Below are 22,278 nucleotides of genomic sequence, written 5' to 3' on the forward strand. Positions count from 1 at the left end.
CCCGTGCCCCTTACGGGGCCGGGCTGAGTTGGGCGCGTCGTTCCTCGCGCCCCTTCTGGGGGCGGGCGAGTAGCCTCGGCCGCATGTATGCGATCACGATTCCTGAACCCGGCGGCCCTGACGCGCTCGTGTGGGCCGAGGTGCCCGATCCCGTGCCCGGTGAGGGCGAGGTGCTGGTCGAGGTGGTGGCCAGTGCCGTGAACCGCGCCGATCTGCTGCAGCGGCAGGGCGCGTACAACCCGCCGCCCGGCGCGTCCCCGTACCCCGGTCTGGAGTGCGCGGGCCGTATCGCCGCGCTCGGCCCCGGCGTCTCCGGCTGGGCCGTCGGCGACGAGGTGTGCGCCCTGCTGTCGGGCGGCGGCTACGCGGAGCAGGTCGTCGTACCGGCCGGCCAGCTGTTCCCCGTACCCGAGGGTGTCGACCTCGTGACGGCGGCCGCGCTGCCCGAGGTGACCTCGACCGTCTGGTCCAACGTTTTCATGATCGCCCACCTGCGGCCCGGCGAGACGCTGCTCGCGCACGGCGGTTCCAGCGGCATCGGCACCATGGCGATCCAGCTCGCCAAGGCGGTCGGCGCGAAGGTCGCCGTCACGGCGGGCAGCAAGGAGAAGCTGGCGTTCTGCCAGGAACTCGGCGCCGACATCCTCATCAACTACCGCGAGCAGGACTTCGTGGAGGAGATCGAGCGGGCCACGGACGGGGCCGGCGCGGACGTCATCCTCGACAACATGGGCGCGAAGTACCTGGAGCGCAACGTACGGGCCCTCGCCGTCAACGGCCGGCTCGCGATCATCGGCATGCAGGGTGGCGTCAAGGGCGAGCTGAACATCGCCACGCTCCTCAACAAGCGCGCCGCCGTCACCGCCACGTCCCTGCGCGGCCGCCCCGCCACCGAGAAGGCGTCGATCGTCGCGGCGGTGCGGGAGCACGTCTGGCCGCTGATCGGGGGCGGCCATGTGCGGCCGATCGTCGACCGGACGGTGCCGATGCGGGACGCGGCGGCGGCGCACCGGGTCCTGGAGGAGAGCAGCCACATCGGAAAGGTGCTGCTCACGCGGTAGCGGCGGCCATGCCCCGGTCGGGCGCGGTCAGCGTGCCGCGGTCGTCGTGCCGTGTGACGCTGTCACTGGCGTGATGTTCCTCTGACCTCGGGTCTCCCGACGGCCCTTCGTGTGCCGACCGATCCTTGGGTCCGACAGCGGGAGGCGACCGGTGCGGTGGCTGTTTCGTGGGTGACTCTCCGTACGCTTCACACTCTTCGTACCCTCCGTACTCTCCGTGCGGTCCTCGTGGCGACGCTGAGCGCGGTCCTGATGGCCTTCGTACCCGCCGTCGTGACGCACGCGGCCGTGACGCACGCGGCGCAGCCCGCCCCCCGGGGGCCCGTCACCACCGTCGACGAGACGCCCCGGGCGGGGACCCGCGCGGGCGAGGGCCGTGCACGGCCGGGGCGCGCCGATGTGCCGCTGCCCGATCCGCCACCGCCCTCGGCGCCACCTCCCCCGGTGCCGCCGAGGGAAGAGGAGCAGGTCCAGGTGACGCAGCGCGACACCGTGGCCGACGCCGGGCAGCCGGCGCCCGCGGAACCGGTGCTCCCGGGGCTGCGGGTCCTGCCGCTCGGCGGCGGGCTGATCCTCATCGGTCTCGGCCTCGGCGTCGGCTTCCTGGGGCTGCGCCTGCGGCGCGGCTGAGGGTGGATCACCGTCTTCCGGGGGCACCACCGATGTGTGATGTACGGGTACGAGAGAATGGCGGCATGGAGATGCCGAGGAGCGAACGGTCACCGGAGAGCCCCCAAGTCCTGGTCGTGGGCCAGGACGGAATGGCTCTCGGTGGTGGCGGAGACGACGAATCCCGCGAGGTTCCGGTGACGGAGATGGTCGAACAGCCGGCCAAGGTCATGCGCATCGGCAGCATGATCAAGCAACTGCTCGAGGAGGTGCGGGCGGCTCCTCTCGACGAGGCGAGCCGGGTGCGCCTCAAGGAGATCCACGCCAGCTCGGTGAAGGAGCTGGAGGACGGCCTCGCCCCTGAACTCGTCGAGGAACTGGAGCGGCTCTCCCTGCCCTTCACGGAGGAGGCGACCCCCAGCGACGCGGAACTGCGCATCGCGCAGGCCCAGTTGGTCGGCTGGCTGGAAGGCCTCTTCCACGGCATCCAGACGACGCTGTTCGCGCAGCAGATGGCGGCGCGGGCGCAGCTGGAGTCCATGCGGCGTGCGCTGCCGCCGGGCATGGGTGGCGGCGATGACGACGACGAGGGCGGCCTTGCGGGCCGTACGGGAGGGCCTTACCTGTAGGACCTTCAGGACCCTCCGTACGACACCTGGCCATCTGTAGGACCCGCGGACGACGAGGGCCCGGTACGCGGAACTGCGCGTACCGGGCCCTCGTCGCAGGAAACCGGAGAACTGGGCCGGGTCAAGAACTAGGCCGGGTTGCCCGTGGAGATGTCCAGCTGGAACTCCGGAGGGTTCTTCGGGTCGATGTCCGAGCCCTCCTTGGGGATCTGCCGCATGACGGTGTCCTCCCCGTAGGCGTTCTCATTGATCCGGCGCGGGTCGTACTGCCACCCGGCTGCCTGGAGACACGTGAGCACCGACTTCCAGTCCTTGAAGGTGAAGTCGGGGACCTTGACCTTGGTCTCGTCGTTGTAGGCGGTCTCCGGCTCCTTGCACTCCTCCACCTCGATCGTCCGGGTGCGATCAGGCCCCTTGTGCCCCGCCACCGGCGTCTTCGACTTCTCCTCGGAGGCTTCCTTGCCGTCGTCCCCGCCCCCGCCGAGGGAGAGCGCGGTGATCAGGCCGCCGATGGCTATGAGCGCGACGACGATCGAGCCGACGATCACCGGCATGTTCCGCCGCTTCCCGCCGCCCGAGCCCGAGGGGCCGACGGGGGACGCCGTCGTGGCCGGCTGCGGGGAGAGGTTGTACGGAGGCGGGGTGTGCGCGCCCTGCTGCTGCGGGTAGCCGTAGCCCTGCTGGGGCGGGTAGCCATAGCCCGGCGTGGGGGTGGGGGCCGGTGTCGACGGGGCGTACGGGCCCGGCTGGTACGGCGTCTGGACGCTGCCGCCCTGCTGCGGGAGCGAGGAGTCGACCGGCGGGAAGACCGCCGAGCTGACGCCCGCGCCGCTCGCCGTCTGCGCGCCCGGCACGATGCTGGGAGCCTGAGAAGGAGCAGCCTGCAAGGACTGGGCGACGCGCAGGCACTCGTCGCGCATGGCCTCGGCGGTGGGGAAGCGCTCGTTCGGGTTCTTCTTCAGCGCGCGGGCGACGATCGCGTCGACCGCCGGCGGCAGCGAACGGTTGATCGAGGACGGAGCGACCGGCTCCTCCTGGACGTGGGCGTACGCGATGGCCAGCGGCGAATCCGCTTCGAACGGCAGCCGCCCGGTGACCAGTTGGAAGAGCATGATGCCGACGGAGTAGAGGTCGGAGCGCGCGTCGACGCCGCGGCCGAGCGCCTGCTCCGGCGAGAGGTACTGCGGGGTGCCGACGACCATGCCGGTCTGCGTCATCGACGTGACGCCGGACTGCATGGCGCGGGCGATGCCGAAGTCCATGACCTTGACGACGTTGCGCTTGGTCATCATGACGTTGCCCGGCTTGATGTCGCGGTGGACCAGGCCCATCTCGTGGCTGATCTCCAGCGCCGCCAGCACATCGGCGGTGATCTTCAACGCCTGGTCGGTCGGCATCGCGCCGAACTGCGTGACGGACGCGTCGAGCACCGAGCCGAGCGGCTTGCCCTCCACGTACTCCATGACGATGTACGGCATCGTCGTGCCGTCCAGCTCGTCCTCGCCGGTGTCGAAGACCGACACGATGTTCGTGTGCGTGAGCTTCGCCACCGACTGGGCCTCGCGGCGGAAGCGCTCGCGGAAGGACTGCTCGCGGCCCAGCTCGGTGTGGAGCGTCTTGATCGCGACTTGGCGATCGAGAACGGTGTCGTACGCGAGGTGGACCGAGGCCATGCCGCCTTCGCCGAGCAGATCGCGCAGTTGGTAGCGGCCACCGGCCAGCGAACGCCCCGCGTACCGCCCCTGTGCGCCGTCCTGGCTGCTCATCTCGTGCGTCCCCCATCGGCGCGGCAACCGGACGGCTCCGCGGCTGGTGATCGATTACCCGCTATTCCTGGCCAAGTCTGCCCCAGGACGATGACGCGTCAAGCTCGGTGCCCGTTCCGTGACCGTACGCGCAAGAAGCGTCTCGGAAGCGTTACAAGTTTGCGCGTGAGGACCCGGGAACGCTTTTATGTCCGGTCCACCTCGAACCGGCAGGTGGCGTGAAGGCTGTAGCGTGGCCCGTCGGAGTGCCCGTACAGCGGCGTACTCAGCACCAAGTACCACGACCAGAAACGACGGCGAGGACTGATGGCACAGACGCAGCGCGCTCAGGGCCCGTCCGACCCCGAGGCGTCTGGCGGCGGAATGTCTGACGCGCCCGAGTTGTGGGGCAACGGCGGGCTCGTCGGCGACGGCCGGTACCGGCTGACCCACAGACTCGGCCGGGGCGGCATGGCGGAGGTGTTCGCCGCCGAGGACGTACGTCTCGGCCGTACCGTCGCGGTCAAGCTGCTCCGCTCCGACCTCGCCGAGGACCCGGTCTCCAAGGCCCGCTTCACGCGCGAGGCCCAGTCGGTCGCGGGCCTCAACCACCACGCCGTGGTCGCGGTGTACGACTCCGGTGAAGACGTCGTCGGGCCGAGCGTCGTCCCGTACATCGTCATGGAGATCGTCGAGGGCCGCACGATCCGCGATCTGCTGCTCAACGCGGAGGCGCCGGGGCCCGAGCAGGCGCTCATCATCGTCTCCGGGGTGCTCGAAGCGCTCGCGTACTCGCACCAGCACGGCATCGTGCACCGCGACATCAAGCCCGCGAACGTGATCATCACCAACACCGGCGCGGTGAAGGTGATGGACTTCGGCATCGCCCGCGCCCTGCACGGCGCGCAGTCGACGATGACCCAGACCGGCATGGTCATGGGCACGCCGCAGTACCTCTCGCCCGAGCAGGCGCTCGGCAAGGCGGTCGACCACCGCTCCGACCTGTACGCGACCGGCTGTCTGCTGTACGAACTGCTGGCCCTGCGGCCTCCGTTCACCGGCGAGACGCCGCTCTCCGTGGTCTACCAGCACGTCCAGGACCAGGCGGTACCGCCCTCGCAGGTCTCGGACCAGGCGCCGCCGGAGCTGGACGGGCTCGTCATGCGCTCCCTGGCCAAGGACCCGGACGACCGGTTCCAGACCGCCGAGGAGATGCGCGGCCTCGTCCAGTACGGCCTCCAGATGCTGCACGAGCAGGGCAGTCACACGGGGACCTGGAACACCGGCCCCGTGGAGATGCACGAGGGCGGTAGCACCGCGGCGATGGGTGTCGCGGGGGCCGGCGCGATGGCGCACCCGGACTCCGGCACCGCGCAGATCCCGGGCCCGATGCTGCGTCCGCCGGGCGACGACGGCGGCTTCGAGGGCGGGCACCACGGCGGCAAGGGCGGCCGCGGCAAGATGTGGATCTTCGCCGTGCTCGCGGTCATCGCGATCGCGGTGGGCGTCGCCATCGCGCTGAGCGCGAGCAGCGGCACGAAGGACAAGGACAAGACTCCGGTCACTCCTTCGACGAAGCAGTCGCAGGAGAAGAAGCCCAGCAAGAGCCCCGACAAGGAACCGACGGACGAGGAGACGGAGCCGGGCGGGGACAACGGGGGCCAGACCGGCTATCCCCCGCAGACGAACCGGCCGACCGGGCCGACGCAGCCCACGGGGCGCCCGACGCAGCCGACGAGCGACCCGACGCAGCCGACGACGGACCCGACGCAGCCCACGAGCGACCCGACCCAGCCCACGACCGAGCCGCCGGAGCCGACGACCGCCCCGCCGGACCCGGACGAGGGCGGCGACCCGGAAGACCCCGCGGGCGGCAGCGTGTCCTGACGCCAGGACCCGGCCGAGAGCCGAAGACCCGGAGCCCCTGTCCCGCCACGGCGGAACGGGGGCTCCGGGCGTTCCCGGTCCATCCGGGCTTACCGGCTCAGCGGACGCGGACCCGCTGAAGCCGCCGGTCATGGCCCGTGTGCAGCGTATGCACCGTGGTCACCTGCGGCTCTATCCGCAGGTACACCGGGTCGAAGAGTTCGCCGTCCGCGAAGTGCGGGGTGGGGCCGAACAGTTCGAGTTCGGCGTTGGTCGGTTCCACGGCCTCGCACAGGCCGACGCACTGCACGGTCCACTGGCCGTCCCGGGCCGATGCCCCGTCGAGGTTGTCCGCGCCGTACGCGACGACGCTCCCGACGCAGGCCTGGTGGTAGCCGTAGCCCTTGTGCATGCGCAGCAGGATCTGCCCGCCGACGACGATGTGCCGGGCCACCGCGAGGAAGGGCAGCGCGCGCATGCTGGCCACCACGCGGCCGTAGTCGGCACGCCGCAGCAGTTCGAAGGCGAGCTGCTGGTCGGCGGAGCTGGTGGGGTCGCTGGACATGCCCCCACCCTCATGCACGGACGGGATGCCGGAAAAGAGGCCCCCGCCCTCACCAAACGGGACGTAAGTCCCTCATCGCCGGGCTCCCGGTGTCCCTGCCGCGCTCTGTCGCCGCGTCCCTCCGGACGCCCCGCCGCGCCCCGTCAGTGCTGCTTCTCCGCCTGCATGCGCGCCACATACGCGGCGGCCTGCGAGCGGCGTTCCATGCCCAGCTTGGAGAGCAGGCTGGAGACGTAGTTCTTGATCGTCTTCTCGGCGAGGTGCAGCCGCTCGCCGATCACGCGGTTCGTGAGGCCCTCGCCGATCAGGTCGAGGATCTTGCGCTCCTGCTCGGTGAGGTTGGCGAGGCGGTCGTCGCCCTTGGCGTTGTTGCCGTCGCGCAGCCGCTCCAGGACGCGGGCCGTGGCCACGGGGTCCAGCAGGGACCTGCCGGCCGCCACGTCGCGGACGGCGGTGAGCAGTTCATTGCCGCGGATCGCCTTGAGGACATAACCGGAGGCGCCGGCCATGATCGCGTCGAAGAGGGCCTCGTCATCGGCGAACGAGGTGAGCATCAGGCATTTGATGTCCTCGTTCTGCGAACGGATCTCGCGGCACACCTCCACTCCGCTGCCGTCGGGCAGACGCACGTCGAGCACGGCCACGTCAGGTCGCGTCGCGGGGATCCTGACCAGGGCATCCGCCGCCGTTCCGGCCTCGCCGACCACCTCGATGTCGGACTCCACGGAGAGCAGCTCATGCACTCCACGCCGGACCACTTCGTGGTCGTCGAGCAGAAATACCGTAATTTTTCCGTCTTCGCGCACGGAGCCAGTCTCACACACGATCTCTTTGAGCGCCCGAGCGGAACCCTTCCCGAGCCCGGGGTGGCCGGGATAACGTGCCCGTGTTCCGGCCCCCTGCCAGGCTGTGATCAGTGCTGTGACCAGGAAGTGTTCCTCCATTTCTCGGTTTACTCGGAAATCCGAGCAGTCGGCGAAGTCGCCGTTTACTTGGAAATCCAAGCAAATTCGCAGGTCAGATGGGGTTTCACAGAATTGCTGAGCACTGGGTAACGTGCATTGTGCAGGGCGTTCGCCGGGGCACCTGTCACGCCTGTTCCCGGCCGAGCCGCACCCACCCCGTGCGCGGGCACGGACCAGGCGAGCCGCACTGGCTTTCCCGGTAACCCCCGGGAGCCGGACCGACGGAGGAGCACACGTGACCGTGGAGAGCACCGCCGCGCGCAAACCGCGCCGCAGCAGCACAGGCGGCGCCAAGCGCGCCGGCGCGAAGAAGGCCGCGCCGCAGAAGAGCACGGAGCCCGAGCTGGTACAGCTGCTGACCCCGGAGGGCAAGCGCGTCGAGAACGCGCAGTACGAGTCGTACGTCGCCGACATCACCCCGCAGGAGCTGCGGGGCCTGTACCGCGACATGGTCCTCACCCGGCGCTTCGACGCCGAGGCCACCTCTCTCCAGCGCCAGGGCGAGCTGGGCCTGTGGGCCTCGCTGCTCGGCCAGGAGGCCGCCCAGATCGGCTCCGGCCGGGCCACCCGCGACGACGACTACGTGTTCCCCACGTACCGCGAACACGGTGTCGCCTGGTGCCGCGGGGTCGACCCCACCAACCTGCTCGGCATGTTCCGCGGCGTGAACAACGGCGGCTGGGACCCGAACAGCAACAACTTCCACCTGTACACGATCGTCATCGGCGCGCAGACCCTGCACGCCGCCGGCTACGCCATGGGCGTGGCCAAGGACGGCGCCGACTCCGCCGTGATCGCGTACTTCGGTGACGGCGCCTCCAGCCAGGGCGACGTGGCCGAATCGTTCACCTTCTCCGCGGTGTACAACGCCCCCGTCGTGTTCTTCTGCCAGAACAACCAGTGGGCGATCTCCGAGCCGACCGAGCGCCAGACCCGGGTGCCGCTCTACCAGCGCGCGCAGGGCTACGGCTTCCCCGGTGTGCGGGTCGACGGCAACGACGTGCTGGCCGTGCTCGCCGTCACCAAGTGGGCCCTGGAGCGGGCCCGCGCGGGCGAGGGCCCGGCGCTGATCGAGGCGTTCACGTACCGCATGGGCGCGCACACCACGTCCGACGACCCGAGCAAGTACCGCAACGACGACGAGCGGGTCGCCTGGGAGGCCAAGGACCCGATCCTGCGGCTGCGGGCCTACCTGGAGTCCGAAGGTCACGCGGATGAGGGATTCTTCGCGGAACTCGACGAGGAGAGCGAAGCGTTGGGCAAGCGAGTGCGAGAGGTGGTGCGGGCGATGCCGGACCCGGATCTGATGGCGATCTTCGAGCATGCCTACGCGGACGGGCACGCGCTCGTGGACGAGGAGCGAGCCCAGTTCGCCGCGTACCAGGCGTCGTTCGCGGACGCCCCCGAGGGCGGGGAGGGCAAGTGACCATGGCCGTCCAGAAACTGCCCATCGCCAAGGCGATCAACGAATCGCTGCGCACGGCGCTGGAGAACGACCCCAAGGTTCTCGTCATGGGCGAGGACGTCGGCAAGCTCGGCGGCGTCTTCCGCGTCACGGACGGGCTGCAGAAGGACTTCGGCGAGGAGCGGGTCATCGACACCCCGCTCGCCGAGTCCGGCATCGTCGGCACCGCCATCGGTCTCGCCCTGCGGGGCTACCGCCCGGTGGTGGAGATCCAGTTCGACGGCTTCGTCTTCCCCGCGTACGACCAGATCGTCACGCAGCTCGCGAAGATGCACGCCCGCGCGCTCGGCAAGATCAAGATGCCGGTCGTCATCCGCATTCCGTACGGCGGCGGCATCGGCGCCGTCGAGCACCACAGCGAGTCGCCCGAGGCGCTCTTCGCGCACGTGGCGGGCCTGAAGGTGGTCTCCCCGTCCAACGCGGGAGACGCCTACTGGATGATGCAGCAGGCCATCCAGAGCGACGACCCGGTCATCTTCTTCGAGCCCAAGCGGCGGTACTGGGACAAGGGCGAGGTCGACAAGGAAGCGATCCCCGGGCCCCTGCACAAGGCCGTCGTGGCCCGCGAGGGCAGCGACCTCACCCTCGCCGCGTACGGCCCGATGGTGAAGGTCTGCCTGGAGGCCGCCGCGGCCGCCGAGGAGGAGGGCAAGTCCCTGGAGGTCCTGGACCTGCGCTCCATGTCGCCGATCGACTTCGACGCCGTGCAGGCCTCGGTGGAGAGGACGCGGCGGCTCGTCGTCGTCCACGAGGCCCCGGTCTTCCTCGGCACGGGCGCGGAGATCGCCGCCCGGATCACCGAGCGGTGCTTCTACCACCTGGAGGCCCCGGTGCTGCGGGTCGGCGGCTATCACGCCCCCTACCCGCCGGCGCGCCTCGAAGAGGAGTACCTGCCGGGTCTCGACCGGGTGCTCGACGCCGTCGACCGCTCGCTGGCGTACTGAGGGAGAGGGTCGTGACGACGATGACAGACGCTGCTCTGAGCGAGTTCAGGATGCCGGACGTGGGCGAGGGGCTCACCGAGGCGGAGATCCTCAAGTGGTACGTGGCGCCCGGTGACACCGTCACCGACGGCCAGGTCGTGTGCGAGGTCGAGACGGCCAAGGCCGCGGTCGAACTCCCCATTCCGTTCAACGGTGTCGTACGGGAGCTGCGCTTCCCCGAGGGCACCACGGTTGACGTCGGCCAGGTGATCATCTCGGTGGACGTCTCGGGCGGCGCCGCCCCGGCCGCCCCCGCCGAGGAGGCCACCGCCCCCGTGGCGCAGGCCGCCGTGCCCGTCCCCGCCAAGGAGGCCCCCGCCGAGGAGGCCGCCCCGGCGGGACGCCAGCCCGTCCTCGTGGGGTACGGGGTCGCCGAGTCCTCGACGAAGCGCCGCGCGCGCAAGGCCGGCGTACAGGACGTGCGGGACGTGCCCGTGGCGGCACCGGACCCGCAGCCCGCGGCGCCGCCGCGCGAGGTGAACGGCCACGGCACCCGGCCGCTGGCCAAGCCCCCGGTGCGCAAGCTCGCCAAGGACCTCGGCGTGGACCTTTCGACGGTCACGCCGTCCGGGCCCGACGGGATCATCACGCGCGAGGACGTGCACGCGGCGGCCGCCCCGGCCCCGCGGCCGCAGGACCGCCCGCAGCCGCAGGACCGCCCGGAGCCGGCCGAGGCCCCCGCGGCCCAGGCCGCCCCCGCAGCCGCGCCCGCGGCAGGTATGGGCGCCCGTGAGACCCGCATCCCCGTCAAGGGCGTCCGCAAGGCCACCGCTCAGGCGATGGTCCAGTCGGCGTTCACCGCACCGCATGTCACGGAGTTCGTGACGGTCGACGTGACGCGGACGATGAAGCTGGTCGAGGAGTTGAAGCAGGACAAGGCGTTCGAGGGGCTGCGGGTCAATCCGCTGCTGCTCATCGCCAAGGCCCTGCTGGTGGCGATCAGGCGCAACCCCGACGTCAACGCCGCCTGGGACGAGGCCAACCAGGAGATCGTCCAGAAGCACTACGTGAACCTCGGCATCGCCGCGGCCACCCCGCGCGGCCTGATCGTGCCGAACATCAAGGACGCGCACGCCAAGACCCTGCCCGAACTGGCCGAGTCCCTCGGTGAGTTGGTCGCCACGGCCCGGGCGGGCAAGACGTCGCCCGCCGCCATGCAGGGCGGCACGGTCACGATCACGAACGTCGGCGTCTTCGGCGTCGACACGGGCACGCCGATCATCAACCCCGGCGAGTCCGCGATCCTCGCGGTCGGTGCGATCAAGCTCCAGCCGTGGGTCCACAAGGGCAAGGTCAAGCCGCGCCAGGTGACCACGCTCGCGCTCTCCTTCGACCACCGCCTGGTCGACGGCGAGCTGGGCTCCAAGGTGCTCGCCGACGTGGCGGCGGTCCTGGAGCGGCCGAAGCGGCTGCTGACCTGGACGTAGCACCGTCCGGGCGGGACGACACGTGAAAAGAGGGAGGGGGCCCGCCGCGACATCCGCGGCGGGCCCCCTTCCTCTCGCGCTGTGCGCCCGGCGTCAGGCGACCTTGAAGCCGTAGTCCAGCAGCTTCTTGGCGTCCGCGGTGCGGTTGGCCACCGAGGAGGAGGTCAGGACCGTGCCGACGACCGTCTTGCCGTTGCGGGTGGCGGCGAAGACGAGGCAGTACTTCGCCTCGGGGCCGGAGCCCGTCTTCACGCCGATGGTGCCGCGGTAGGAGCCGAGGAGGTTGTTCGTGTTCTCCCACGGCATGTAGCGGTAGCCACCGGACTTGGTGGTGACCTTCTGCCGCGTCTCCTTCGTCTTCACGACCGTGCGGAACGTGGAGTACTTCAGCGCGCTGCGCGTGAGCTTCGTCAGGTCGCGCGGCGTCGAGTAGTTATGGCCGTGCCCGATGCCGTCGAACGAGTCGAAGTGGGTGTTGGTCAGGCCGAGGGTCCTCGCCGTGGAGTTCATCTGGCCGATGAAGTTCTGCACGCGGGCCTTGCGGGTCGAGCCCTTGCCGAACTTGTCCGCGAGCGCGTACGCGGCGTCGCAGCCCGAGGGCAGCATCAGGCCGTACAGCAGCTGGCGGACGGTGACCTTGTCGCCGACGATCAGGCGGGCCGAGGAGGCGTAGTTGTTGGCGACGATGTAGTCGCTGTACGCCTTCTGGACCGTGACCTTGGAATCGAGGTTCAGATTCGGCTGGCCGAGCACGACGCGCGCCGTCATGATCTTCGTCGTGGAGCCGGTGGACCGGCGGGTGTCGGCGGACTTGGTGAAGAGGGTCTTGCCCGTGCCGTTGTTCATCACATAGCCGCCCTTGGCGACGATGGACGGCTTCGGCGGTGCGGCCGCGTGGGCCGGGGTGGTGAGGGCGCCGGCGGCCAGTATCGAGCTCGCGGTGATGGTAACGGCCGATACGCGACGTACGCCCTTGATGCCGGTTTTCAAGATCTCTGCTCCAAATGCCCCTGGACTGCGGCCACATGAGGGGGCCGCTATCCCGTTAGACGCACGAGAGGGGGCGATGGATGTACGCGACGGCCCAGAAAGATGCCCGGAGTCCGCGAGTTCCGCCATGCGGACCGGGATTCCCGCGTATACGTGTTGTATCTATGCTGTGCGCATGCCAGCCCCCGCCGCCGTCGCCGCCACTCCCGCAGCCCCCACCCCTGCCACTCCCACCACCACCGCCCTGAAGCGGCCCCCCGCCGCCGAGCGCGTCTACGCGCACGTCAAGCAGGCCGTCCTGGAGCGCCGCTACGAGGGCGGCACGCTCCTCACCGAGGGCGAACTCGCCGATGCCGTGGGCGTCTCGCGCACGCCGGTGCGCGAGGCGCTGCTGAAGCTGGAGGTGGAGGGCCTGCTGCGGCTCTACCCGAAGAAGGGGGCGCTCGTGCTGCCCGTCTCCGCGCAGGAGATCGCGGACGTCGTCGAGACCCGGCTCCTGGTCGAGACCCACGCGGTGCGCAAGGCGGTGCCGGCGCCCGCGAGCCTGCTCACCCGGCTCGGCGAACTCCTGGACCAGCAGCGCGTGCAGGCCGCCGCCGGGGACTTCGCGGCCGCGGCCGTCACCGACCGCTGCTTCCACGCGGAGATCGTGCGCAGCGGCGGCAACGAGATCCTCTCCCGCCTCTACGACCAGCTGCGCGACCGGCAGCTGCGGATGGGCGTCGCCGTGATGCACTCGCACCCGGACCGGATCGCCAAGACGCTCGCGGAGCACGAGGAGATCCTCGCCGCGCTGGTCGCCGGTGACGCCGAGGCGGCGGTGGCCGTCGTCACGCGCCACGTCGGGTGGTTCCAGAACCTGGCGCGGGGTGAGGTGCGGTGAGTTCCTCGTCCGCTCCCGTCCGGCTGCCCGGAGACCCGCCCGGCGGCAGGAAGGCCGTGCTGGTCTGGTCGATCGGCGTCGCCGTCTACTTCGTCGCCGTCATCTTCCGGACCTCGCTCGGCGTCGCAGGGCTCGACGCCGCCGACCGGTTCCACGTCAACGCGTCCGCCCTCTCCACCTTCTCCATACTCCAGCTGCTCGTCTACGCGGGCATGCAGATACCCGTCGGCCTGATGGTCGACCGGCTCGGCACCAAGAAGGTGCTGACCATCGGGGTCGTGCTGTTCACGGTCGGGCAGCTCGGCTTCGCGTTCTCCCCCTCGTACGCGATGGCGCTCGCGTCCCGCGCCCTGCTGGGCTGCGGTGACGCGCTGACCTTCATCAGCGTCCTGCGGCTCGGCACCCGCTGGTTCCCCGCCCGGCGCGGACCGCTCGTCGCCCAGCTGGCGGGTCTCGTCGGCATGGCGGGCAATCTCGTCTCCACCCTCGTCCTGGCCCGGCTGCTGCACTCCGTCGGCTGGACGGCGGCGTTCGCGGGCAGCGCGCTCTGCGGTGTCGTCGTCCTCGTCCTGCTGACGCTGTTCCTGAAGGACCACCCTGAGGGGCACGAGCCGGAGCCGGCCGGACACACCGGAGCGGCGTTCGTGCGCGAGCAGATCGCCCTGTCCTGGCGCGAGCCCGGCACCCGGCTCGGGATGTGGGTGCACTTCACCACGCAGTTCCCAGCGATGGTGTTCCTGCTGCTGTGGGGCCTGCCGTTCCTCGTCGAGGCGCAGGGCCTGTCCCGGGCGGCCGCGGGCGAGCTGCTGACGCTCGTGGTGCTGTCCAACATGGTCATCGGCCTCGTCTACGGCCAGATCGTCGCCCGGCACCACGCGGCGCGCCTCCCGCTGGCGCTCGGCACCATCGGGGCGACGGCCGCGGTGTGGGCGGCCACGCTGGCCCACCCCGGGGACCACACACCGCTGTGGCTGCTGATCGTGCTGTGCGCGGTGCTCGGCGCCTGCGGGCCCGCCTCCATGATCGGCTTCGACTTCGCGCGGCCCGCGAACCCGCCCGAGCGGCAGGGCACGGCGTCGGGCATCACGAACATGGGCGGCTTCGTCGCCTCCATGACGACGCTGCTCGCGATCGGCCTGCTGCTCGACGCGACCGGGGACGACTACCGCGTCGCCTTCTCCGCGGTCTTCGTCCTGGAGGCGGTGGGGCTCAGCCAGATCCTGCGGCTGCGCGGCCGTGCGGTACGGCGGGAGCGGGAGCAGCTCGTCGCCTCCCGGGTGGAGGCGGTGCACGTCCCCGCCTGACGCTACGGCGTCACCGCGAAGTTGCGCAGGATCGCCTCGGACAGGTCGTGGTCGCCCTCGGACTTGACCCGGTCGGCGACGGCGGCGTACGACACGCGGCCGCAGGCGAGCCGGAAGTACGTGTCCCAGTCCGTCGCGATGGTGGCGAGCGGGCCGAGCGAGGGGGCGTTGTCCACCGTGCCGTTGCCCTCGGCGTCCACGCGGACCGTGCGCAGGAACTCCACGGGGCCGCTCACGTCGAAGACGACCGCGCTGTTCGCGGGCGCTCCGGCCTTCTTGGCGACGACCTTCGGCAGTCCTTGCAGGAGGAGGTCGCGGGCGACATACGCGCCGGGGGAGTCGAGGTTGCCCGGCTTCCGCAGCGCCGTGCGGAGGTCCTGCTCGTGCACCCATACGTCGAACGCCCGCAGGCGCATGGACAGTTCGAGGGTCTGCTCGGAGCCGAGGGGGCCGCGGATCTTGGTGCTCGGGTCACGCGACTCGTTCCGCAGCTGCCGGGTGCGGCGGATGATCGTGTACTCCAGTTCGGAGGTCATCTCCGGCGCGGTGTGGTGGCGGCGCACGTCGACCTGCATCTCCATATACCGCTGGCCGTCGGTCTTCACGTGGTACAGGTCGCGGGGCAGGCTGTGGATCGGCCGCGGGTCGCCCAGCATCTCGCAGTCCAGGCCGATGACATGGGAGACGACGTCGCGCACGGACCAGCCGGGGCAGGGAGTGGCCCAGTTCCACTCTCCCTCGGTGAGCGGGGCGACCAACTCGGATATCGCTTCCACTGAGTGGGTCCAGGCGTCGGCGTAGGTTTGCAGGCTGGGATGGAGACTCACGGGACCCCTCGGCGGTCGTACGCGGGCGGTGGGTGACTGGGCGGCGGCGTGGGGGCTCGGGGAGGTCCCCCGCCCCGGAAAATCACAGTACGCTGCCCGCAGTCACCCCGGCAGTGGTTTCGTGTGACGATCGTAGGCTGTGTTTGACGGTGATGACGGATCGAATGCCAGGACGGTGGTAGTGTGCGCGCCTCTCTCATCCAGCTCGCCGTGGACGACGGTGAATCCGTCAAGTCCCGCAGGGAGCGCGTGGCTTCGCTGGTGCGGGAGGTGGCGGCGCGGGAGCGGTCCGGTCTCGTGGTGCTGCCGGAGCTGTGGACGACCGGGGCCTTCGCGTACGAGTCCTTCGCGAGCGAGGCGGAGCCGCTGGAAGGGCCCACGTACGAGGCCATGGCCAAGGCGGCGCGGGACGCGGGCGTCTGGCTGCACGCCGGGTCCATCCCCGAGCGTGACCCGGAGGGCCCCCTGTACAACACCTCCCTCGTCTTCTCCCCGGACGGTGAACTCGCCGCCGCCTACCGGAAGATCCACCGCTTCGGCTTCGACAAGGGCGAGGCGGTGCTGATGGGCGCGGGTTCACGGCTCGTGACGGTACGGACGCCGGCCATCACGCTGGGCCTTGCCACCTGCTACGACCTGCGCTTCCCGGAGCTGTTCCGGGGGCTGGTGGACGCGGGGGCGGAGATGTTCGTGGTGCCGGCGGGGTGGCCGGAGCGGCGGCGTGAGCACTGGTCGCTGTTGGCTCGGGCGCGGGCCGTCGAGGATCAGGTGTACGTCCTGGCGTGCGGGACGGGGGGGACGCATGCGGGGGTGCCGCAGGCGGGGCACAGTGTGGTCGTCGATCCGTGGGGTGAGGTGTTGGCCGAGGCGGGGGACGGTGAGGAGGTCCTCACTGTCGAGGTGGACCCGGCGAGGGTTTTGGCCACGCGGGAGCAGTTTCCGGCGTTGAAGGATCGGCTTCTGGGGATGGGTGTGCCGCGGAAGTGAGGTGACGGGGGGGCTGTCCCGTCCGGTGTGTGGGTGCGGGTGTGTGGGGGTTGCTCGCGCAGTTCCCCGCGCCCCTTACGGGGCACGTTCCGCCGGCGTGTGTGTGCTGGTGTGTGGGAGTTGCTCGCGCAGTTCCCCGCGCCCCTTACGGGGCGCCCCCCCAGTGACCTGTCAGTAGCCCCTGCGTTCCTGCTCCGGGTCGACCACCGTCGTCTGGGCGGTTGGTGGTACCACCGTCCGCCTGCGTCGCGCGATGCTGGTGAACGCGGCTACGCCGATGAGGCCCACCGCCATCATGACGAGACCGGCGACGGTGACGTTGAAGCCCTCCATCTTCCAGTCGGTCGCGAACGTGAGAATGGCGCCCACGGCGATGAGGATGATGCATCCGCCCAGGCCCATATGGACCGCCTCCCTGTGGTCGTGGCTGCGCTGGACCGTGTACCCGGCTCTGCCACCACCACACGGGAAAGCGGACTTCTCCGTCGCGGTCAGCCCGCCAGGAACGCCACGAGCGCGTTGGCCAGCATGTGCGGGTCGTCCGCGCCGCACAGCTCGCGCACGCTGTGCATCGACAGGATCGCCACGCCGATGTCGACCGTCTTGATGCCGTGCCGGGCCGCGGTGATGGGACCGATCGTCGTGCCGCACGGCATCGCGTTGTTGGAGACGAACGACTGGAACGGCACGCCCGCCTTCTCGCACGCGGCGGCGAACACCGAGCGTCCGGCGCCGTCCGTGGCGTAGCGGTTGTTGACGTTGACCTTGAGGATGGGGCCGCCGTTGGCGCGGGGGTGGTGCGTCGGGTCGTGCCGCTCCGCGTAGTTGGGGTGCACCGCGTGGCCGGTGTCGGAGGAGAGGCAGACCGTCCCGGCGAAGGCGCGGGCCCGGTCCTCGTACGAGCCGCCGCGCGCGAACACGGAGCGCTCCAGGACGCCGCCGAGCAGCGGGCCGTCGGCGCCGGTGTCGGACTGCGAGCCGTTCTCCTCGTGGTCGAAGGCGGCCAGGACGGGGATGTACGGCAGGTCGTCACGGGTCGACGCGGCCGCCAGGGCGGCCGTTCCCGCGTGCACGGACAGGAGGTTGTCCATGCGCGGCCCCGCGACCAGCTCGCGGTCGCGGCCGAGGAAGGCGGGGGGCTCCACGGAGTACGTCATGAGGTCCCAGCCGGTGACCTCGCCCTCGGACAGGCCGGTCTCCTCCTCCAGGAAGCGGATGAGGTCGCCCTCGTGGATGTCGTCGCCCAGGCCCCAGACGGGCTGCATGTGCCTCTGCTTGTCCAGCTTCAGCCCGTCGGTGGGGACGGAGCGGTCCATGTGGATGGCCAGCTGGGGCACGCGCAGCAGCGGCCGGTCGACGTTCACGAGCCGCGAGGTGCCGTCGCGCAGCGAGAGGCGGCCGGCGAGGCCGAGGTCGCGGTCGAGCCAGGAGTTGAGCAGCGGGCCGCCGTAGATCTCGACGGCGACCTGGCGCCAGCCGTGGCCACCCGCGTCGGGCCGCGGCTTCACGCGGAGGTTCGGCGAGTCGGTGTGGGCGCCGACGATGCGGAACGGGGTGTGCGGGGCGGCACTCTCCGGGACGTACCAGGCGACGATGGCGCCACCGCGCAGCACGTACTTGCCGCCGGTCGTCCCGTCCCACGCGTCGGTCTCCTCGACCTGCCGGAAGCCGGCCTTCTCCAGCCGCTCGGCGGCGCTCGCCACGGCGTGGTACGGCGTGGGAGCGGCCGCCAGGAAGGACATGAGGTCTTCGGTGTGACCGCGGTCGAAGCGGGGCGCTGTACTCATGGGGTCAGCCTAACGAGGGACGGCCGCGGCCCGGCCCCGTGTCAAACGGGGCGGGCCACGGCCGTATCAGGCGAAACGGACAGCCGGCAAAGGGGCCGAGCGCTCCTAGAACGCGGCCTCGTCCAGCTCCATGAGGTCCAGCTCGACGCCCTCGGCGAGCTTGCGCTCGGTGGCGACGCCCGGCAGGACGTTGGCCGCGAAGAACTTCGCCGCCGCGATCTTGCCCTCGTAGAAGGCCTTGTCCTTGGCGGAGGCCGTCGGCAGCTTCTCGGCGGCGACCGCGGCACCGCGCAGCAGCAGGTAGCCGACGACGACGTCGCCCGAGGCCATCAGCAGGCGCGTGGTGTTCAGGCCGACCTTGTAGATGGACTTCACGTCCTTCTCGGTGGCCGCGAGGTCGGTCAGCATGACGCCGACGATGGCCTCCAGCTCGACCGCGGCCTTGGCCAGCTCCTCGCGGGCGGCGGCCAGCGTCTCGCCGCCCGTGCCGACCGCCAGGAACTTCTTGATCTCCTCGGCGAGGCCGTTCAGCGCGGCGCCCTGGTTGCGGACGATCTTCCGGAAGAAGTAGTCCTGGCCCTGGATCGCGGTGGTGCCCTCGTAGAGCGTGTCGATCTTGGCGTCTCGGATGTACTGCTCGACCGGGTACTCCTGGAGGTACCCGGAGCCGCCGAACGTCTGGAGCGACTGCGCGAGCTGCTCGTAGGACTTCTCCGAGCCGTAGCCCTTCACGATGGGCAGGAGGAGGTCGTTCAGGGCGTTCAGCGCCGTCGCGTCCTCGCCCGCCGCCTCCTTGACCTGGATCTCGTCCTGGACGGCCGCGGTGTGCAGCACGAGCGCGCGCATGCCCTCCGCGTACGCCTTCTGTGTCATCAGCGCGCGGCGCACGTCCGGGTGGTGGGTGATCGTGACCTTGGGCGCCGTCTTGTCCATGAACTGCGCGAGGTCCGGGCCCTGCACGCGCTCCTTGGCGTACTCCAGGGCGTTGAGGTAGCCCGTCGAGAGCGTGGCGATGGCCTTCGTGCCGACCATCATGCGGGCGAACTCGATGATGCGGAACATCTGGCGGATGCCGTCGTGCTTGTCGCCGATGAGCCAGCCCTTGGCGGGGTGGCGGTCGCCGAACGTCATCTCGCAGGTGTTGGAGGCCTTCAGGCCCATCTTGTGCTCGACGTTCGTGGCGTAGACGCCGTTGCGCTCGCCCAGCTCGCCGGTCTCCCAGTCGAACTCGTACTTCGGCACGAGGAAGAGGGAGAGGCCCTTGGTGCCGGGGCCGTGGCCCTCGGGGCGGGCGAGGACGTAGTGGAGGATGTTCTCCGACATGTCGTGCTCGCCGGAGGTGATGAAGCGCTTCACGCCCTCGATGTGCCAGGAGCCGTCCGCCTGCTGGACCGCCTTCGTGCGCCCGGCGCCGACGTCCGAACCGGCGTCCGGCTCGGTCAGCACCATCGTGGAGCCCCACTGCTTCTCGACGGCGATCGAGGCGATCTTCTTCTGCGCCTCGTTGCCCTCCTCGAAGAGGATGCCCGCGAAGGCCGGGCCGGAGGAGTACATCCACACGGCCGGGTTCGAGCCGAGCAGCAGCTCCGCGTAGCCCCAGATGAGGGAGCGGGGCGCGGTGGTGCCGCCGATCTCCTCGGGCAGGCCGAGGCGCCAGTACTCGGAGTCCATGAAGGCCTGGTAGCTCTTCTTGAAGGACGCCGGGACGGGCGCGGTGTTGGTCTCCGGGTCGAAGACCGGGGGGTTGCGGTCGGCGTCCGCGAAGGACTCGGCCAGCTCGTTCTCGGCGAGGCGGCGCAGCTCCTCGAGGATGCTCTTGGCGGTGTCGACGTCCATCTCCGCGAACGGGCCGGTGCCGTACAGCTTGTCGCGGCCGAGCACCTCGAAGAGGTTGAACTCGATGTCGCGGAGATTCGACTTGTAGTGGCCCATGGCGAAGGCTCCGTAAGCAGGAAAAGGGATGGAATACCAGCAAGTAGCTACGATGATGCTACCCGTCGGTAATAAGGCGCAACCCCTAACCGCCGATCTGTGACTCAGTAGGCTTCGCCCCATGTATGGCTACGACCAGAACCCCGGGGCCCAGCAGCAGTACGCCCCGCCGGGCGCGCAGCCGCCGCCGCAGCAGATGCAGGGCATGCCCGGCGGTGGGTACGGCCAGCAGCCCCCGCTCTACCCCGAGCCCTCGCCCCCCTCGCTCGCCGACGCGGTGCGCGCCTTCACCACGGGCTCGATGTCCGCCGAGGACTTCCAGCAGATCTTCGCCACCTCGAAGGTCTACTGCCCGCGCGGCGACAACCCCGGCTTCCTCGCGCTGCACAACACCCAGCAGCCCGTCATCCCGATGTTCACCTCCCTCAAGGAGCTGCGCCGGTACGCGGGCAAGGACTCCAAGTACTTCGTGATCACGGGCGCGGAGGTCATCGACCTGCTCCCGACCGGGTACGGCTTCGTCCTCGACATGGAGGGCGAGCACCGCATGGTCTTCGACGCCAAGGCCGTGGAGCAGATGGTCGACTTCGCGATGCGGCGGATGTACGGCTGACCCCCCGGCCGGCGCCCCCGCTGGCGCTCCCGCCGGCACCCGGCGGCCGGGCGGGGTACGGCAGCTGCCGCCCCGTCAGGTGAACGGCCGCCGGGGCGGGTTCGGGCCGCTCGCGGACGCGGGAAGCTCTCGGCTATGCCCGCGTCCTTGATCTCGCGCCGTGCCGTCGCCGTCCCGGGCGGCCGTCCCGTCACCGCCCTGGCGACCGTCGTCCTGTGCGTGACGCTGCTGTGCGCCGCACCGCCGGCGACGGCGGCGCCGGAAGGGGCCGTGCCTCATGGGGCGCCCGCCGAGACCCCGGCCGACCGGGCCCACCGCGACTTCCTCGACCATGGGCCGAAGGCGGGCGTCATGACCGTCGCCCACCGGGGGCAGTGGCGCAAGGCGCCCGAGAACAGCATCGCCGCGATCCGGGCGGGCTTCGCGGACGGCGCGGGGATCGTCGAGGTCGACGTGCGGCTGACCAGGGACAAGGTCCCCGTCCTGATGCACGACGAGCGGGTGGACCGCACCACGAACGGCACCGGTCGCGTCGCCGACCTCACCCTCGCCCAGCTGCGCGGCCTGCGGCTGCGCGTGGGCCTCGGCGGCCGCCAGGCGGCGGTCACCGGCGAGCGCGTCCCCACCCTCGCCGAGGCGATACTGGCCGCCCGCACGCTCGGCCTGGTCAACCTCGACCGGGCCTGGCAGGACCGCGAGGCCGTCTGGCGGGTCCTTCAGGAGACCGGCACCGTGCGCAACGGCCTCTTCAAGTCCCGGGCGCCGGTGCCCGAGGTGAGGGCGTTCCTCGACGGCCACCGTGACGCGCTCTACATGCACGTGGTGGACGACGCCAACGCCGTGTCCGTCGCGGAGTTCGGGACGGCCCGGCCGCCCGCGTTCGAGGTCGTCTTCGACGACGTCCGCGACAAGGTGGCCGCCCCCGCCTTCCTCCAGGAGCTGCGGGCGACCGGCCGCGTGTGGTTCAACACCATGCGCGAGGGCTACGCGGCCCGGTTCACCGACGAGGCTTCGCTGATCGACCCCGCGCGCGGCTGGGGCGCGCTCATCACCCACTACCGTGCGACGGTCATCCAGACCGACAACGTCGAGGCGCTCCGGTCCTACCTGACCACGGGCGTCGCGGACCCGGTGCCGCCCGGCGCGGTACGCGTCCAGGGCGAGGACTATGCCCCCGGCGGCAGGGGCCGGGCCTACCACGACATCGACCCCGGGAACCGGGGCGACGGGCCGGGGCGGCCGGGCGAGGACGTCGACATCTGCGATCACGACGGCGCGGTGGTGGTCTGCTGGATGCGCGGCTCGGAGTGGCTCACGTACGGAGTGGACGTGCCGAAGGACGGGCGGTACACCCTCAAGGCCCGCGCCTCCTCCCCGTACGCGCCCGCCGGGACCTACCGGCTCGCCTACGACGGCGGCCCGCCCGGCAGGGCCGTGCCCCTCGCCAACACGACGGCCCATCACGCCTTCGTACTTCAGGACAGCCGCGACCCGCGGCAGCTGGCCCGCGGCCATCACCACATCCGGCTGTCCCTGGACGCGGGCGCGTTCCAGAACTGGAACCTGGACTATCTGCAGCTGGAGCCGGTCGGGCCGTAAGCCGCGTTCTTGAGCGGAACAGATCAAGCCACACCGGGGAC

The 22,278-nt window shown here is 70.7% G+C and carries 20 protein-coding genes; 12 read left to right on the top strand and 8 right to left on the bottom strand.

The features are described from left to right. The first annotated feature begins 83 nt into the window (after positions 1-83). The 3 genes from J2N69_RS19165 (at position 84) to J2N69_RS19175 (ending at position 2,299) form a co-directional block, all read left to right on the top strand. On the top strand, positions 84-1,061 hold the full coding sequence (locus J2N69_RS19165) for an NAD(P)H-quinone oxidoreductase (RefSeq protein ID WP_230901875.1): 978 nt from the start codon (positions 84-86) through the stop codon (positions 1,059-1,061). Positions 1,062-1,289: 228 nt separating this feature from the next. Beyond that, positions 1,290-1,691: a hypothetical protein gene (locus J2N69_RS19170; protein WP_230901876.1), complete on the top strand. Its 402-nt coding sequence runs from the start codon at positions 1,290-1,292 to the stop codon at positions 1,689-1,691. Between the two features lie 65 nt (positions 1,692-1,756). Further along, a complete protein-coding gene (locus J2N69_RS19175) occupies positions 1,757-2,299 on the top strand; it encodes a bacterial proteasome activator family protein (RefSeq protein ID WP_230901877.1) in 543 nt (180 codons plus the stop codon). Between the two features lie 128 nt (positions 2,300-2,427). Here J2N69_RS19175 and J2N69_RS19180 read toward each other — a convergent pair whose 3' ends face one another. Continuing rightward, a complete protein-coding gene (locus tag J2N69_RS19180; RefSeq protein WP_230901878.1) occupies positions 2,428-4,065 on the bottom strand; it encodes a protein kinase domain-containing protein in 1,638 nt (545 codons plus the stop codon). Positions 4,066-4,371: 306 nt separating this feature from the next. Here J2N69_RS19180 and J2N69_RS19185 point away from each other — a divergent pair, with 306 nt between their 5' ends. Then, entirely contained in the window at positions 4,372-5,931 is a 1,560-nt protein-coding gene (locus J2N69_RS19185; protein ID WP_230901879.1) for a protein kinase domain-containing protein, read from the top strand. A 97-nt stretch (positions 5,932-6,028) separates the two neighbouring features. Here the strand turns inward: J2N69_RS19185 and J2N69_RS19190 are convergent, their stop codons facing one another. Continuing rightward, positions 6,029-6,475: a pyridoxamine 5'-phosphate oxidase family protein gene (locus tag J2N69_RS19190; RefSeq protein WP_230901880.1), complete on the bottom strand. Its 447-nt coding sequence runs from the start codon at positions 6,473-6,475 to the stop codon at positions 6,029-6,031. A gap of 143 nt (positions 6,476-6,618) precedes the next feature. Next, positions 6,619-7,281, bottom strand: a complete 663-nt coding sequence (locus J2N69_RS19195) for a response regulator (RefSeq protein WP_127911447.1) — start codon at positions 7,279-7,281, stop codon at positions 6,619-6,621. Between the two features lie 394 nt (positions 7,282-7,675). On the opposite strand from J2N69_RS19195, the gene pdhA reads away from it, so the two are divergent. The 3 genes from pdhA to J2N69_RS19210 are packed head-to-tail and all read left to right on the top strand — an operon-like array spanning position 7,676 to position 11,315. Beyond that, positions 7,676-8,866 (top strand): pyruvate dehydrogenase (acetyl-transferring) E1 component subunit alpha, encoded by a 1,191-nt coding sequence (gene pdhA, locus J2N69_RS19200; RefSeq protein WP_127911446.1) that lies wholly within the window; start codon positions 7,676-7,678, stop codon positions 8,864-8,866. Positions 8,867-8,868: 2 nt separating this feature from the next. Further along, a complete protein-coding gene (locus J2N69_RS19205; protein ID WP_127911462.1) occupies positions 8,869-9,849 on the top strand; it encodes an alpha-ketoacid dehydrogenase subunit beta in 981 nt (326 codons plus the stop codon). Positions 9,850-9,860: 11 nt separating this feature from the next. Continuing rightward, on the top strand, positions 9,861-11,315 hold the full coding sequence (locus J2N69_RS19210) for a dihydrolipoamide acetyltransferase family protein (RefSeq protein ID WP_230901881.1): 1,455 nt from the start codon (positions 9,861-9,863) through the stop codon (positions 11,313-11,315). Positions 11,316-11,408: 93 nt separating this feature from the next. Here the strand turns inward: J2N69_RS19210 and J2N69_RS19215 are convergent, their stop codons facing one another. Then, on the bottom strand, positions 11,409-12,305 hold the full coding sequence (locus tag J2N69_RS19215) for a D-alanyl-D-alanine carboxypeptidase family protein (RefSeq protein ID WP_230901882.1): 897 nt from the start codon (positions 12,303-12,305) through the stop codon (positions 11,409-11,411). 175 nt (positions 12,306-12,480) lie between these two features. On the opposite strand from J2N69_RS19215, the gene J2N69_RS19220 reads away from it, so the two are divergent. Beyond that, a complete protein-coding gene (locus tag J2N69_RS19220; RefSeq protein WP_230901883.1) occupies positions 12,481-13,188 on the top strand; it encodes a GntR family transcriptional regulator in 708 nt (235 codons plus the stop codon). Then, a complete protein-coding gene (locus J2N69_RS19225; protein ID WP_230901884.1) occupies positions 13,185-14,492 on the top strand; it encodes an MFS transporter in 1,308 nt (435 codons plus the stop codon). The genes J2N69_RS19220 and J2N69_RS19225 overlap by 4 nt, the downstream gene beginning before the upstream one ends. Before the next feature lie 2 nt (positions 14,493-14,494). Here J2N69_RS19225 and J2N69_RS19230 read toward each other — a convergent pair whose 3' ends face one another. Further along, positions 14,495-15,319, bottom strand: a complete 825-nt coding sequence (locus J2N69_RS19230; RefSeq protein ID WP_230901885.1) for a maleylpyruvate isomerase family mycothiol-dependent enzyme — start codon at positions 15,317-15,319, stop codon at positions 14,495-14,497. A 183-nt stretch (positions 15,320-15,502) separates the two neighbouring features. Here J2N69_RS19230 and J2N69_RS19235 point away from each other — a divergent pair, with 183 nt between their 5' ends. Continuing rightward, positions 15,503-16,306, top strand: a complete 804-nt coding sequence (locus J2N69_RS19235; protein ID WP_230901886.1) for a carbon-nitrogen family hydrolase — start codon at positions 15,503-15,505, stop codon at positions 16,304-16,306. Positions 16,307-16,477: 171 nt separating this feature from the next. Here J2N69_RS19235 and J2N69_RS19240 read toward each other — a convergent pair whose 3' ends face one another. The 3 genes from J2N69_RS19240 to J2N69_RS19250 all read right to left on the bottom strand — a co-directional run bounded on the left by J2N69_RS19240 (position 16,478) and on the right by J2N69_RS19250 (position 20,025). Then, positions 16,478-16,708: a DUF6458 family protein gene (locus tag J2N69_RS19240; RefSeq protein ID WP_127913021.1), complete on the bottom strand. Its 231-nt coding sequence runs from the start codon at positions 16,706-16,708 to the stop codon at positions 16,478-16,480. Positions 16,709-16,797: 89 nt separating this feature from the next. Next, positions 16,798-18,093: a M18 family aminopeptidase gene (locus J2N69_RS19245; protein ID WP_230901887.1), complete on the bottom strand. Its 1,296-nt coding sequence runs from the start codon at positions 18,091-18,093 to the stop codon at positions 16,798-16,800. Between the two features lie 105 nt (positions 18,094-18,198). Beyond that, positions 18,199-20,025 (bottom strand): acyl-CoA dehydrogenase, encoded by a 1,827-nt coding sequence (locus J2N69_RS19250; protein ID WP_230901888.1) that lies wholly within the window; start codon positions 20,023-20,025, stop codon positions 18,199-18,201. Positions 20,026-20,146: 121 nt separating this feature from the next. Here J2N69_RS19250 and J2N69_RS19255 point away from each other — a divergent pair, with 121 nt between their 5' ends. Together J2N69_RS19255 and J2N69_RS19260 are read left to right on the top strand one after the other, a co-directional pair. Beyond that, a complete protein-coding gene (locus J2N69_RS19255; protein ID WP_127913024.1) occupies positions 20,147-20,638 on the top strand; it encodes an SseB family protein in 492 nt (163 codons plus the stop codon). Positions 20,639-20,773: 135 nt separating this feature from the next. Next, positions 20,774-22,237, top strand: coding sequence for a glycerophosphodiester phosphodiesterase family protein (locus tag J2N69_RS19260; protein ID WP_230901889.1), 1,464 nt, complete (start codon positions 20,774-20,776; stop codon positions 22,235-22,237). Positions 22,238-22,278 lie beyond the last annotated feature (41 nt).

Origin of the sequence: Streptomyces huasconensis (genome assembly GCF_021028635.1) — a bacterium.
In the GTDB taxonomy this organism is placed as follows: domain Bacteria; phylum Actinomycetota; class Actinomycetes; order Streptomycetales; family Streptomycetaceae; genus Streptomyces; species Streptomyces huasconensis.

Excerpts from the sequence above, each read along its gene's own strand:
- J2N69_RS19165 (WP_230901875.1), top strand. The coding sequence starts at position 84 with ATGTATGCGATCACGATTCCTGAACCCGGCGGCCCTGACGCGCTCGTG.
- J2N69_RS19175 (WP_230901877.1), top strand. The coding sequence starts at position 1,757 with ATGGAGATGCCGAGGAGCGAACGGTCACCGGAGAGCCCCCAAGTCCTG.
- J2N69_RS19180 (WP_230901878.1), bottom strand. The coding sequence starts at position 4,065 with ATGAGCAGCCAGGACGGCGCACAGGGGCGGTACGCGGGGCGTTCGCTG.
- J2N69_RS19185 (WP_230901879.1), top strand. The coding sequence starts at position 4,372 with ATGGCACAGACGCAGCGCGCTCAGGGCCCGTCCGACCCCGAGGCGTCT.
- J2N69_RS19190 (WP_230901880.1), bottom strand. The coding sequence starts at position 6,475 with ATGTCCAGCGACCCCACCAGCTCCGCCGACCAGCAGCTCGCCTTCGAA.
- J2N69_RS19205 (WP_127911462.1), top strand. The coding sequence starts at position 8,869 with ATGGCCGTCCAGAAACTGCCCATCGCCAAGGCGATCAACGAATCGCTG.
- J2N69_RS19220 (WP_230901883.1), top strand. The coding sequence starts at position 12,481 with ATGCCAGCCCCCGCCGCCGTCGCCGCCACTCCCGCAGCCCCCACCCCT.
- J2N69_RS19240 (WP_127913021.1), bottom strand. The coding sequence starts at position 16,708 with ATGGGCCTGGGCGGATGCATCATCCTCATCGCCGTGGGCGCCATTCTC.
- J2N69_RS19245 (WP_230901887.1), bottom strand. The coding sequence starts at position 18,093 with ATGAGTACAGCGCCCCGCTTCGACCGCGGTCACACCGAAGACCTCATG.
- J2N69_RS19250 (WP_230901888.1), bottom strand. The coding sequence starts at position 20,025 with ATGGGCCACTACAAGTCGAATCTCCGCGACATCGAGTTCAACCTCTTC.
- J2N69_RS19255 (WP_127913024.1), top strand. The coding sequence starts at position 20,147 with ATGTATGGCTACGACCAGAACCCCGGGGCCCAGCAGCAGTACGCCCCG.
- J2N69_RS19260 (WP_230901889.1), top strand. The coding sequence starts at position 20,774 with ATGCCCGCGTCCTTGATCTCGCGCCGTGCCGTCGCCGTCCCGGGCGGC.